Source organism: Arthrobacter yangruifuii (assembly GCF_009192775.1).
Lineage (GTDB): Bacteria > Actinomycetota > Actinomycetes > Actinomycetales > Micrococcaceae > Arthrobacter_B > Arthrobacter_B yangruifuii.
Window position 1 is genome coordinate 644730 of sequence record NZ_VTFX01000005.1, and the last position, 11721, is coordinate 656450.

General features: G+C 64.6%; 12 protein-coding genes and 3 tRNA genes. 12 read left to right on the forward strand and 3 right to left on the reverse strand.

Annotation, left to right across the window (positions count from 1 at the left end):
* Positions 1-8: 8 nt before the first annotated feature.
* A tRNA-Asn gene (locus GD627_RS13780) sits at positions 9-81 on the forward strand.
* Positions 82-116: 35 nt separating this feature from the next.
* Here GD627_RS13780 and GD627_RS16680 read toward each other — a convergent pair.
* On the reverse strand, positions 117-296 hold the full coding sequence (locus GD627_RS16680; RefSeq protein ID WP_210250506.1) for a hypothetical protein: 180 nt from the start codon (positions 294-296) through the stop codon (positions 117-119).
* A gap of 66 nt (positions 297-362) precedes the next feature.
* Positions 363-563 carry an NUDIX domain-containing protein gene (locus tag GD627_RS16685; protein WP_210250507.1) on the reverse strand — a complete coding sequence of 67 codons (201 nt, stop codon included), beginning with the start codon at positions 561-563 and terminating at the stop codon, positions 363-365.
* Between the two features lie 115 nt (positions 564-678).
* Here GD627_RS16685 and GD627_RS13790 point away from each other — a divergent pair.
* The 8 genes from GD627_RS13790 to GD627_RS13825 all read left to right on the forward strand — a co-directional run bounded on the left by GD627_RS13790 (position 679) and on the right by GD627_RS13825 (position 7749).
* Positions 679-754 (forward strand) — tRNA-Asn (locus GD627_RS13790).
* A gap of 269 nt (positions 755-1023) precedes the next feature.
* A complete protein-coding gene (locus GD627_RS13795; protein WP_152272959.1) occupies positions 1024-2460 on the forward strand; it encodes a sugar porter family MFS transporter in 1437 nt (478 codons plus the stop codon).
* Positions 2461-2561: 101 nt separating this feature from the next.
* Positions 2562-3350 (forward strand): phage holin family protein, encoded by a 789-nt coding sequence (locus tag GD627_RS13800; protein WP_152272960.1) that lies wholly within the window; start codon positions 2562-2564, stop codon positions 3348-3350.
* Between the two features lie 36 nt (positions 3351-3386).
* Positions 3387-4028, forward strand: a complete 642-nt coding sequence (locus tag GD627_RS13805; RefSeq protein ID WP_246165512.1) for a CDP-alcohol phosphatidyltransferase family protein — start codon at positions 3387-3389, stop codon at positions 4026-4028.
* Positions 4029-4076: 48 nt separating this feature from the next.
* The gene (locus GD627_RS13810) at positions 4077-5009 is read left to right on the forward strand and encodes a DMT family transporter (protein ID WP_152273117.1); all 933 of its coding nucleotides are present in this window, start codon (positions 4077-4079) and stop codon (positions 5007-5009) included.
* Positions 5006-6205, forward strand: coding sequence for a glycosyltransferase (locus GD627_RS13815; RefSeq protein ID WP_152272961.1), 1200 nt, complete (start codon positions 5006-5008; stop codon positions 6203-6205). The genes GD627_RS13810 and GD627_RS13815 overlap by 4 nt, the downstream gene beginning before the upstream one ends.
* 55 nt (positions 6206-6260) lie before the next feature.
* Positions 6261-6334, forward strand: a tRNA-Ile gene (locus GD627_RS13820).
* Between the two features lie 230 nt (positions 6335-6564).
* On the forward strand, positions 6565-7749 hold the full coding sequence (locus GD627_RS13825; protein ID WP_146363413.1) for an acyl-CoA dehydrogenase family protein: 1185 nt from the start codon (positions 6565-6567) through the stop codon (positions 7747-7749).
* Here the strand turns inward: GD627_RS13825 and GD627_RS13830 are convergent.
* Positions 7746-8402 carry a M23 family metallopeptidase gene (locus GD627_RS13830; protein ID WP_152272962.1) on the reverse strand — a complete coding sequence of 219 codons (657 nt, stop codon included), beginning with the start codon at positions 8400-8402 and terminating at the stop codon, positions 7746-7748. The genes GD627_RS13825 and GD627_RS13830 overlap by 4 nt on opposite strands.
* 438 nt (positions 8403-8840) lie before the next feature.
* Between GD627_RS13830 and rpsB the strand changes: the two genes are divergently transcribed.
* From rpsB to pyrH, 3 genes are all read left to right on the forward strand, one after another.
* Positions 8841-9731: a 30S ribosomal protein S2 gene (rpsB, locus tag GD627_RS13835; protein ID WP_146363409.1), complete on the forward strand. Its 891-nt coding sequence runs from the start codon at positions 8841-8843 to the stop codon at positions 9729-9731.
* Between the two features lie 128 nt (positions 9732-9859).
* Positions 9860-10699 carry a translation elongation factor Ts gene (gene tsf, locus GD627_RS13840; protein WP_152272963.1) on the forward strand — a complete coding sequence of 280 codons (840 nt, stop codon included), beginning with the start codon at positions 9860-9862 and terminating at the stop codon, positions 10697-10699.
* 138 nt (positions 10700-10837) lie between these two features.
* Positions 10838-11569: a UMP kinase gene (gene pyrH / locus GD627_RS13845; RefSeq protein WP_146363405.1), complete on the forward strand. Its 732-nt coding sequence runs from the start codon at positions 10838-10840 to the stop codon at positions 11567-11569.
* The last annotated feature ends 152 nt before the right edge of the window (positions 11570-11721 follow it).

Consider the following 11721-nt stretch of genomic DNA (forward strand, 5'->3'; position numbering starts at 1 on the left):
TGCCGCTTTCCCCCGTAGCTCAATTGGCAGAGCATTCGACTGTTAATCGAAGGGTTACTGGTTCGAGTCCAGTCGGGGGAGCAATCGGGAAGGCCCTTGGTCTGCAGCTATGCAGATCAGGGGCCTTTTTCGTGCTGCCCCAGTCTGCCAAGTCCGGCGCCGAGTCCGGCAGCGAGGACATGGGCCTGGGGGAGGGGCATCCACCAGCAGGTCCAGGCTGCGGGTGAACCGCCGTGTGCGGGATCCGGCTCCCCGGCGTCCCAGCGCTCGGCGAGGTCCCCGGCGTTCACCTCCATCTGGAAGAAGTGTCGGACAGCCGCCTCATTCCGCAGCGGACGGAGGTCGTAGACAGACTCGCCGAGCTACCTCAAGACCCTGCCGCTTCGCCCGGTCTCCTCGTGCAGCTCGCGGACTGCGGCGGCGGCTGCCTCTTCACCGGGACGGATAGTCCCGGCCGGGACCTGGACGCCCGTGATTTCGAGGGGCACATCTTTATGGGTGAAAACCAGCAGATGGCCCTGCTGTACGGCGTAGCAGACGACTTTCCGGACCGGTGTAACCATGCGCAACTGTCTCACAGAGCCCAAGCCTCTGCCGTTCAACCACCCGGTGAGACGGACTCCCACCCGCGTGGTTCGGAAGCACCCCAAACTTCCTGTATAGTTGAGGACGCCGCTTTCCCCCGTAGCTCAATTGGCAGAGCATTCGACTGTTAATCGAAGGGTTACTGGTTCGAGTCCAGTCGGGGGAGCCAGCAAAGGGTCTGTGACCGGGTTTTCCCGTGTTGCGGGCCCTTTTTGTGTCCGTCCTTGAGCCGGGATGTGCGTCCTGCCCCGGGGATTACGGCCGGTCCGGTCCGGGTCCACACAGAATTTCCATCAACCGTTGAGCGCCCATCTGTCTTCGGAGGACTGCTCCGGCTACCGTGCATGAACAAGCATGCTTAGGGTTATGCGTAGGCTTAAGTGTTTTGACACCAGTCATATGTACGTAGCTAGTTGAGTAGAAAACGAGGAACGGTCGATGGGCGCGACTCAGCCAGGACCTAACAATGGGGGATCTGAACAGGTGGCCCACCCCGGCAGGGTGATTGGTGTCACCGTTGCCGCTGCGGTGGGCGGCCTGCTGTTCGGGTTTGATACCGCAGTCATCAACGGTGCAGTGGACGCCATCGGCGAGGAATTCGCACTGAGCCCCGGCGTCCTGGGCTTCACGGTGGCCATCACGCTGCTCGGCTGCGCCGCCGGAGCGTGGTTCGCCGGCCAGCTGGCCGACAAGCTGGGACGCAAATCCGTCATGGTCGGTGCAGCCGTGCTCTTCGCGGCGAACTCCGTGGGATCGGCACTGGCTTTCAGCGCATGGGACCTGATGCTGTGGCGCCTGATCGGCGGCCTGGCCATCGGCACCGCCTCCGTGATCGCCCCCGGCTACATCGCCGAAGTTGCCCCGGCCAAATGGCGCGGTGCACTGGGCTCGGTCCAGCAGCTGGCAATCACCCTCGGCATCTTTGCCGCCCTGCTCTCCGATGCCTTCTTGGCCAACTCCGCCGGCAGCGCACTGGGCGAACTCTGGTGGGGCCTGCCGGCCTGGCGCTGGATGCTGCTGGTCGGCGTCGCGCCGGCCATCGTCTACGGTCTCCTGGCCCTCACCATTCCCGAGTCTCCCCAGTTCCTTGTCCGCCGCAACCGGGATGAGGAGGCCGCCAAGGTCCTCACCACTATTTCCGGCGTGAAGGATACGGACCGCAAGATCGCTGATATCCGCGACAGCTTCAAGAGCCCCAAGCCCACGTTCCGCGACCTGCGCGGCCCCAAGTTCGGACTCCAGCCCATTCTCTGGGTCGGTATGGCCATTGCCGCCTTCCAGCAGCTGGTGGGCATCAATGCGATCTTCTACTACTCCACGACTCTGTGGAAGTCCGTGGGCTTCAGCGAGAGCGATTCCTTCACGACGTCGGTGATCACCTCGGTGGTCAACGTGGTGATGACACTGGTGGCCATTGCGTTCGTGGACCGGATCGGCCGCCGCAAGCTGCTGATGATCGGTTCGGCGGGTATGTTCGTAGGCCTGCTGGCCGCGACCGTGTCCTTCCTCCAGGCCGAGGACGTAGCCGGTGAAGTGTCCCTTCCCGGCATCTGGGGTCCGGTGGCGCTGGTGGGCGCGAACCTCTTTGTGGTCTTCTTCGCGGCCACCTGGGGCCCGGTCATGTGGGTTACTCTCGGCGAGGTCTTCCCGAACAACATCCGTTCCCTGGCCCTGGGTCTCGGCGCCATGGTCAACTGGATCTTCAATTTCATCGTTACTCTTGCCTTCCCCTGGGTCAGCGATAACTTCGGGGTCTGGATCATGTACGCGATCTTTAGCGCGTTCGCGGTGCTGTCCTTCTGGTTCGTGAAGAGCAAACTTCCCGAGCTGTCCGGCCGCGAGCTCGAGGACCGTGAGGGCCTCGAAACGTCCTGACGTGCCGGTGGTGCGGATGGGCAGACTGATAACACTGAGGAGAATGGTAATTTGGGGTTATGGCAACGGTGAATACTGAACAGAGGACGGAGGCTGGGCGCATGAACCGCTCCGCTAGCACTCGGACACAGCGAACGGCGGGGAGCTCGTCGCTGGTGGGGCTGGCGAAAGTCATGGCCCGCCTGACGCCGCGCCAGCTGAATGACGAGTTCGCCCTCGCCACAGCAGAGATGAAGCAGAAGGGCATCAAAGCAGGCATTGCCGCGGCCTTTATGGTGGTGGCGCTGCTGATGGTTGCGGCCCTGGCCATCTCGCTGCTGGTCGCCGGCATCATGGCGCTGTCGCTGATCATGCCGCCCTGGCTGGCCGCACTGCTGGTCGCCGCCTTGTTCCTGGTGATCGCGGCTATCGCGGGCTTCATCGGCTACAGCCGCTTCAAGAAGGCACTGCCGCTGCTTCCCGAAGAGGCCATCCGCGGGGTGCGCTATGACCTGGGCGTACTGAAGGAAGGCCGCAGCTTCGATCCGGCCACGCTGGACAAGCCCAAGGAGCCGAAGGAAAAGAAGGACAAGAAGGCGGACAAGGATGACAAGCCTGAAGGCCCGAAGCAGCCTTCATCCGAGGAACTGCGCACCCGCGCCCGCCAACGCCGCGAGCACATCGCCGCGGTCCGCGACGGGCTGGGTGAGAAGGTGGACGTCAAGGCCCGCATCCAGGAGCTGAAGTCCCGCCGGGCTGCCGCAGCGCGCAGCAACGACGGCAGCACCTCCGGACCGTCGACCGCGGATGACGTGATGGCCCTGATCAAGGAACGCTGGCAGCCGCTCTCCGTGCTGCTTGCCTCGCTGCTGGCACTGCTCATCATGTTCCGCAGGCTCGCGCGAAAGTAAGCAGTACTCGTACGTCTTCGACGAGGGGAACGGACCGTGATCAGATTAGTCGGTGCCGGAGCACGTCCGGATACGGAACTCACCGTATCGGACCAGTTCTGGACCTTACCGAATCTGATCACGGTCCTTCGTTTTCTCGGCATCCCCCTATTCGTTTTCTACATCAGCGGGGACCGCTACGGCAGCGCTTTCCTGACCCTCGTTGTGGTGGGCTGCACCGACTGGATCGACGGCTATCTGGCCCGCCGGCTGAACCAGGTCTCCACTACCGGACAGTGGCTGGACCCGGTGGCAGACCGGCTGGCACTGATCATTGTGGCCGCAACCTTCGTGGTGGACGGCATGGCGCCGGTATGGCTGATCCTGTCCATCGCCGTGCCGGACGCAATCCTGATCATCAACTCCCTGCTGCTGTTCCGCGGCAACCCGGACCTGCCGGTCAGCTACATCGGCAAGGTCCGGACCGCCCTGCTGCTTCTGGGGGCGCCCCTGCTGCTGCTGGGCCGGGTGGACGGGTATGACTACCAGTGGCTCGCGTCCGCCGGGTCCGTTGTGCTGGCCCTGGGCTGCATCGGCCATGTTGTCGCTGCAGCCGGATACCTCAGGGCTGCCCGGCGCAAGTACCGGAGCCAGCACGGACACGTCCCGGCCGGAACCGGAACCGGCCATGCGCCCTAGCCACGCTTCGGCCCTTACAGGCCGCAGGGTTACTCCGGGACCGTGCCGATGGTAGGAATTGCCGTAGCCTGCGCGGTGGCCAGCGCCTTCTTCCTCGCTTTCGGCGCCCAGCGCCAGGGCAGCGCCGTGAAGGCGGATACCGGCGGGCTGTCCTTGAACGGCTCCCAGATCAGCCGGCTGCTGCGTAATCCCCGCTGGCTCCTGGGGCTCCTGCTGCTCGGCTCGGGGATGGCCCTGAACGTGGCCGCCCTGTCCATGGCGCCGCTGACGGTGGTTCAGCCCATCGGATCGATAGCGCTGGTGATCACCACCGTGGTGAATTCGCGGGACCAGGGCCTGCGGATGAACCGGATTACGGTCGCGGCTATCGCTGCCTGCGTGGCAGGCAGCATGCTGTTCGTCACGCTGGCGATCACGGTCACCCGGACGGACCAGTCGGTGGAGCCGTCACAGGAAGTGACGATCGTCCTGATCCTCGCCGTCGTTGTGGTCTTCTTCGGCGGACTGAACCTGCTTTTCGGCAAGCGGCTCCGTGCCATCGCCCATATTCTGGGCGCGGGTATCCTGTTCGGTTTCGTGGCCGTGCTGACCAAGGTCATTGCCGGTGACCTGCTCAATCCCAACGGGCGGTTTTTGCTCAATGTGCCCTGGTACACGATTGTGGCGATTGCTGCGGCAGGCGCCCTGGGATCCTGGTTTGTCCAGAACGCCTATTCCAGCGGCCCCCCTGACCTCGTGATAGCCGGACTGACCGTCATTGACCCCATGGTGGGAATCGCCATCGGGATCGGCGTGCTGCACGAACTGCGCCCGGACGTGCCCGCGGTGGCCGCCGTCGCCATGGCAGTGGCGGCCTTGATTGCTATTGTGGGGGTGGTTGCCCTCTCCCGATACCACCCTGATGTCATTCAGCGGCGGAATGAAGAGCGGAGGCGGCAGAAGCTGGCCTCCAAGACCCCGAAAGCAGGACCACACACGTGACCGATTCACCGGTAGACAAACCGCTGACGATCCTCATTGCCTGTGACACCTACCCTCCCCACCTGAACGGTGCCGCACAGTTCGGCTACCGGCTGGCACGCGGAATGCACGGGCGCGGACACAATGTCCACGTCCTGGCCCCGAACGACGTCGACGGCGGCAGCCGCAGCGATCTGGACGGCGAGTGGCCGGTTCACCGGCTCCGCTCCCACGGGGTCCCTACCCACGAGTACTGGCGGATCTGCCTGCCGTGGGAAATCAAGAAGGAAATCGCGCTCCTGTTCGACCGGGTGCAGCCCGACGTCGTACACATCCAGTGCCACTACATGGTGGGTGAGTACACGCTGTACGAGGCCCGCAAACGCGGTATCCGCGTGATTGCCACCAACCACTTCATGCCGGCCAACCTGGATCCCTTCCTGCCGTTCCCCAAGTGGGTAAAGCGGATCGTGGCGACCAACTCCTGGAAGGACATGGGCAAGGTGATGGGCAAGGCCCAGGTGGTCACCACCCCCACGCCGCTCGCCGCCGAGGCCATGTACCGGCATGCCTTCCTGCATGACGTGATGGCGCTGTCCAACGGCATCGATGCCTCGGTGTACGAACTGCACCCGGGGGAGAAGATTCCCCCGCATCCGGGGCCGACCGTCCTGTTCGTCGGCCGGCTGGCCGAAGAGAAGCACGTGGACGTGCTCATTGACGCCGTGGCCAAGACTCCGGCCGAACTGGGCGTGCGCGCCGAAATTATCGGCGGAGGTGAAGTCCGGCCGGCCCTGGAGGCCCAGGTGCAGCGGCTGGGACTGGGGGACCGCGTGGTGTTCCGCGGCCTGGTCTCGGACGAGGAGCTGCGCGAGGCGTATCTGAAGGCGGACCTGTTCTGCATGCCCGGCACCGCCGAGCTGCAGTCCCTGGTGACGCTGGAAGCCATGTCGGCGTCCAAGCCGGTCCTGCTCGCCGATGCCATGGCCCTTCCGCACCTCGTGGAGAAGGGGCGGAACGGGTATCTGTTCAGGCCCGGCGACAGCGATGAGCTGTCCGGACGGATCACGGAAATTCTGGCTCTTTCCCGGGAGGAGCGCCAGAAGATGGGCAGCATCAGCCGGGAAATGGTGGACCGGCACAGCCTGGACGCCACGCTGTCCACCTTTGAAGACCTCTACCGCGGGGATCCCGGCCGGCCGGTGCCCGCGGCCTGATTGGTTGTCCGGTCCCCTGACCCACTAGGATGGCATCGTTGCCCTGTGGGCACCGGGGGCTGTAGCTCAGCTGGTCAGAGCAGCGGACTCATAATCCGTGGGTCGTGGGTTCAAGCCCCACCAGCCCTACCCCTGTCACGGACCGAACCATGCCTTCGGTCCCGTGCATGAACGCCCCGGTCCGCGGACCGGGGCGTTTTGCTTTCTCCGCACCGCAACGGCCGGATCCCGCCGGGGACGGGAACGCAACAATTCCCCAACGCGTTGTGATCGTTGTTACTGCTGGGTAACATAGGCTCTGCCGGTCCCCGAACGGGCACCAGTGGATCACCGATGATCAGCAGCGAAGGACATTTTCCATGGGAATTATCGACGTCGACAACCTTCCGTACCCGGACGGCGACTTCTACGCATTCGAGGACCTGCTCACTGACAAGGAGCGCGACCGCCTGCACGAAATCCGTGCCTGGCTCGCGGCCGAGGTCAAGCCGCATGCAGCTGACTGGTGGAACGCCGGTGAGTTCCCGCACCACATGATCCCCAAGCTCGCGGAACTTGACGTGATGAGCCCGGTCTACCGCCAGGGGTACTCCAACCTCTTTGCCGGCCTGGTCCACGCCGAAGTGACCCGTGCCGATACCTCCTTCGCCACGTTCCTGGGCGTGCATGACGGTCTCTTCACCGGTTCCATCGAAGCCCTGGCCTCCGAAGAGCAGAAGGCGGCCTGGCTGCCGGACATCTACTCGATGAAGAAGATCGGCGCCTTCGGCCTCACCGAGCCGCTGGGCGGCTCCGACGTCGCCGGCGGCACGCGCACTACTGCGCGCCGCGACGGGGACAACTGGATCCTCAACGGTGAAAAGCGCTGGATCGGTAACGCGACCTTCTCCGACTGGGTGGTCATCTACGCCCGTGACCTCGAGGATAACCAGGTCAAGGGCTTCCTGGTGGACACTAAGACGCCCGGATACAGCGCCACGAAGATTGAAAACAAGATCGCCCTGCGTACCGTGCAGAACGCCGATATTGTCCTGGACAACGTGGTGGTCAGCGATGACTTCCACCTCAAGGGAGCCAACAGCTTCCGCGACACCAACAAGGTCCTGAAGGTCACCCGCCTTGCCGTGGCCTGGCAGGCCGTGGGCCAGCAGATGGCCGCGTTCGACGTGGCCCGGAAGTACGCCGTGGAGCGCAAGCAGTTCGGCAAGCCGCTGGCATCCTTCCAGCTGGTGCAGGAACAGCTCGTGAAGATCCTGGGCAACACCGTCAGCTCGCTGGGCATGATGGTCCGCCTCGCGCAGCTCGAGGACCTGGGCCAGGCCAAGGACGAGCAGTCCGCCCTCGCCAAGGCGTTCACCACGGCCCGCATGCGTGAATCCGTGGCCATGGGCCGCAGCATCCTGGGCGGAAACGGCATTGTCACCGACTACGGGATGGCCAAGATCTTCGCCGATGCCGAAGCCATCTACTCGTACGAAGGAACCTACGAGATCAATACCCTGGTCACCGCCCGTGCGATCACAGGCGTTGCTGCGTTCGTCTAAGCTGCGGCACCTGCGGAACCAGTAAAGAACCCCGGCCGGATCCTGTCCCAGGATCCGGCCGGGACGTTTAACCGGCGGGTCCTACCGGACGGTCTGCCGCCCTCCTGTCGCCCTCCTGCCGCGGTGCGCCCCGGCGTCACCGGCAGCAGCACCGACGGACGGCGGTCCGTGACGTAGTTGAGCGGATTCACGTACCGGCCGCCCCACCGGACGCCCCAGTGCAGGCATCTGCCGCTGCAGTGCGCGCCGGACCGGACCGTTCCCACGACCGTTCCTTTCCGTACCTCCGCACCCACGGCAACGGAAGGATCCACGGGTTCAAAACTGGTCAGCAGTCCGCCGCCGTGGTCCACGGTCAGCACCGGGCGGTCCACCACCCGGCGGGCAAAAACAACCCGTCCGTCCGCGGGCGCCAGCACCTCGGTGCCTTCCGCAGCAGCGAGGTCCACACCCCGGTGTCCGGCTAGCCAGCGCTGCGCCGGGGGATCAAAGCCGCGCAGCAGGACCGGCACGGGATCCAGCGGCCAGGCCCAGGGCGGGGAATACCCGCCCGCCGCGGTCACCGGTAGCGGTGCGTGGGGGACTGCCGGTACCGGTGCCGGGACGGCCGCAGCCCAGACCAGCACAGCAAGCACGCCGTGTTTGATTGCCATGCCCCAACCCTCCGCGGGGCCCCGGTGCCGCAGGGCGCCCGAAGGACCTGCGGTGGACAGCGGCAGGGTGGAAATCATGGCGGGAGGGAGAGTGCCGGCCGGAACGGCAGGGCTCCGGCGCTGTAGTACACTTGACGGAGCAGCTTGCTGTGCCATGGGACCTGCCCGGACTCTGAGAGTCCCCACGGCCCCCGGCCAAGGACCTCGGTCTTGATCCGCCGGCACGGAAGCTGACTACGCGTGTCCCAATTATCCCCGTCACGGGGGTGCGTCTCCAACGGTCCGGCAACGCCGGCAGGGGATGCACGTCGCAGCCTCTTACGGGCAGCGGCTGATGGACACCAGGAGCTCCGCCCGACCGGGCGTACAGCTAAAACCGTCAATAGGCAGTAGGACCCGTGCGCCGTGCGCACGGATGCTGCCGGAAGGAGTGACGACATGCCCGTCGTTACCATGCGCCAGCTGCTCGACAGCGGCGTTCACTTTGGTCACCAGACCCGCCGTTGGAACCCGAAGATGAAGCGCTTCATCTTCACCGAGCGCAACGGCATCTACATCATCGACCTGCAGCAGTCGCTGTCCTACATCGACCGGGCCTTCGAGTTCGTCAAGGCCACTGTGGCCCACGGCGGAACCGTCCTCTTCGTCGGTACCAAGAAGCAGGCACAGGAAGCCATTGCAGAGCAGGCCACCCGTGTTGGCCAGCCCTACGTGAACCAGCGCTGGCTCGGTGGCATGCTCACCAACTTCCAGACCGTTGCCAAGCGTATCCAGCGCATGAAGGAACTCGAAGAGATCAACTTCGAGGACGTCGCTTCCTCCGGCCACACCAAGAAGGAGCTGCTGCTCCTGCGTCGCGAACTGACGAAGCTGGAAACCAACCTCGGCGGCATCCGCAACCTGACCAAGGCTCCGTCCCTGCTCTGGATTGTTGACACGCAGAAGGAACACCTCGCCATTGACGAGGCCAAGAAGCTGAACATCCCCGTTGTTGCCATCCTGGACAGCAACTGCGATCCGGACGACGTCGACTTCCCGATCCCGGGCAACGACGACGCCATCCGCTCCGTCAACCTGCTGACCCGCGTCATTGCCGACGCAGTGGCTGAGGGCCTGATCGTCCGCCACAACAAGTCCGGCAACACGGAAGCCGCTGCTGAGCCGCTGGCCGAGTGGGAGCGCGAACTCCTCGAGGGCGCAGACAAGGCGCCGGCTGCCGACGCCGCTGCTGAAGCTCCCGCTGCAGAAGCTGCTCCGGCCGCCGAAGCTCCCGCCGCGGAGGCTGCTCCGGCCGCCGAAGCCCCGGCTGCTGAAGCAACCGAGAAGTAAAGAACGTATTTCCTTAGTCCGGGGGATCGATTCCCCCGGACCCGGACTGTGGTGCGGCTGGCCGGTTATCCGGCCAGCCGCACTGGCAGAACCGCACCAATACTTATTACGGGAGGACTGGAGTCCAAATGGCGAACTACACTGCTGCTGACATCAAGGCACTGCGCGAGCGTACCGGCGCAGGCATGATGGATGTAAAGAAGGCTCTGGACGAGGCCAACGGCGATGCCGACAAGGCCATGGAGCTCATCCGCATCAAGGGCCTGAAGGGCGCGACCAAGCGCGAAGGCCGTTCCACCGCCGAGGGCCTGGTTGCTGCCAAGGTTATCGAAGGCACGGTCGGCGTCATGATCGAACTCAACTGCGAGACCGACTTCGTCGCCAAGTCCGCCAAGTTCATTGAACTGGCCGACAAGGTCCTGGCCGCTGCCGTTGAGTCTGCCGCTGCCGACGCCGACACCCTCCTTGCCTACAACGTCGACGGCAAGCCGCTGTCCGAGGTTGTTGTCGAAGAAGGCGCCATCCTGGGCGAAAAGGTTGTTGTCCGCCGCGTTGCACGCGTCGAAGGCAAGACCGTCGATGCATACCTGCACAAGACCTCCAAGGATCTTCCGGCGCAGGTCGGCGTGCTCTTCGCCGTTGACGGGGAAGGCGCCGAAGCCGCTACCGCCGCCCACGACGTCGCCGTGCACACCGCTGCATACGCTCCGACCTACCTGACCCGTGACGAAGTCCCGGCAGAGACGGTGGAGAACGAACGCCGCATCGCCGACGAGACTGCCCGCGCAGAAGGCAAGCCCGAAGGCGCCCTGCCCAAGATCGTGGAAGGCCGCCTGACCGGTTTCTTCAAGGAAATCGTTCTGCTGGACCAGCCGTTCGCGAAGGACGCCAAGAAGACCGTTGGCAAGGTGCTCGAAGAAGCCGGTGTGACGCCGGTCGGCTTCGCCCGCTTCCGCGTAGGCGCCTAATAACTTAGGGCCAAACGGTTCCGACGGAATCATCATCATGACAGAGGGGGTGGTCACCACGGGTGACCACCCCTTTTGCCTGTCCAAAACAGCTCACTAGTCTTAAAGCAGCACCAGCACCTATGCCCGGGAGGCACCATGGCCCACGTAATGAAAGACACCGATTCCCCGCGACGACGCGTCCTGCTCAAGCTCTCAGGGGAGGTATTCGGCGGGGGCAAGCTCGGCGTGGACCCCGAGACTGTGCGTGCAGTGGCCAAGCAGATCGCTGCGACGGTGGGCGAGGTTGAAGTAGCCATCGTCGTCGGCGGCGGAAACTTCTTCCGGGGCGCGGAACTGTCCACCAGCGGCATGGACCGCTCCCGTGCGGATTACATGGGTATGCTCGGCACCGTGATGAACTGCCTGGCCCTGCAGGATTTCCTGGAGCAGGCCGGCGTCGAAACCCGCGTGCAGAGTGCCATCACCATGGGCCAGGTTGCCGAGGCGTACATCCCGCGGCGCGCCATCCGCCACCTGGAAAAGGGCCGCGTGGTCATCTTCGGTGCCGGGGCGGGCCTGCCGTATTTCTCCACGGACACCGTGGCCGCGCAGCGTGCCCTCGAAGTCCACGCGGACGAGGTGCTGATGGCCAAGAGCGGCGTGGACGGCGTCTACACCGCTGATCCGAACAAGGACTCCACCGCGGTGCGGCTGGAAACCCTGACCTACGACGACGCCCTGCGCCAGGACATCCGCGTGATGGACCAGACGGCCATGACCATGTGCAAGGACAATGACCTGAACATGGTGGTCTTCGGCATGGAGGGTGAAGGCAACGTCACGCGTGCCATCCGCGGCGAGAAGATCGGCACCATCGTTTCGAACTAGCCCTGGGCGGGCCCTTGCGGGACCTGGAACGGCGGCAACGAAATCCCCTCGGCCGCAGGCGGCCTCCGGAATTTAAAGCCGCCTTCCTCCAGGTCCCTCCAGCGCGGGTCTCGCAGGCAAGGGTGCGCCGAAAGGGTTCCCCTCCACCTCGC

What these genes read in the sequence shown, in the direction of transcription:
- GD627_RS16680 (WP_210250506.1), bottom strand. Translation starts at nt 296, where the DNA reads ATGGAGGTGAACGCCGGGGACCTCGCCGAGCGCTGGGACGCCGGGGAG.
- tsf (WP_152272963.1), top strand. Translation starts at nt 9,860, where the DNA reads ATGGCGAACTACACTGCTGCTGACATCAAGGCACTGCGCGAGCGTACC.
- GD627_RS13830 (WP_152272962.1), bottom strand. Translation starts at nt 8,402, where the DNA reads ATGGCAATCAAACACGGCGTGCTTGCTGTGCTGGTCTGGGCTGCGGCC.
- GD627_RS13810 (WP_152273117.1), top strand. Translation starts at nt 4,077, where the DNA reads ATGGTAGGAATTGCCGTAGCCTGCGCGGTGGCCAGCGCCTTCTTCCTC.
- pyrH (WP_146363405.1), top strand. Translation starts at nt 10,838, where the DNA reads ATGGCCCACGTAATGAAAGACACCGATTCCCCGCGACGACGCGTCCTG.
- GD627_RS13800 (WP_152272960.1), top strand. Translation starts at nt 2,562, where the DNA reads ATGAACCGCTCCGCTAGCACTCGGACACAGCGAACGGCGGGGAGCTCG.
- GD627_RS16685 (WP_210250507.1), bottom strand. Translation starts at nt 563, where the DNA reads ATGGTTACACCGGTCCGGAAAGTCGTCTGCTACGCCGTACAGCAGGGC.
- GD627_RS13825 (WP_146363413.1), top strand. Translation starts at nt 6,565, where the DNA reads ATGGGAATTATCGACGTCGACAACCTTCCGTACCCGGACGGCGACTTC.
- rpsB (WP_146363409.1), top strand. Translation starts at nt 8,841, where the DNA reads ATGCCCGTCGTTACCATGCGCCAGCTGCTCGACAGCGGCGTTCACTTT.
- GD627_RS13795 (WP_152272959.1), top strand. Translation starts at nt 1,024, where the DNA reads ATGGGCGCGACTCAGCCAGGACCTAACAATGGGGGATCTGAACAGGTG.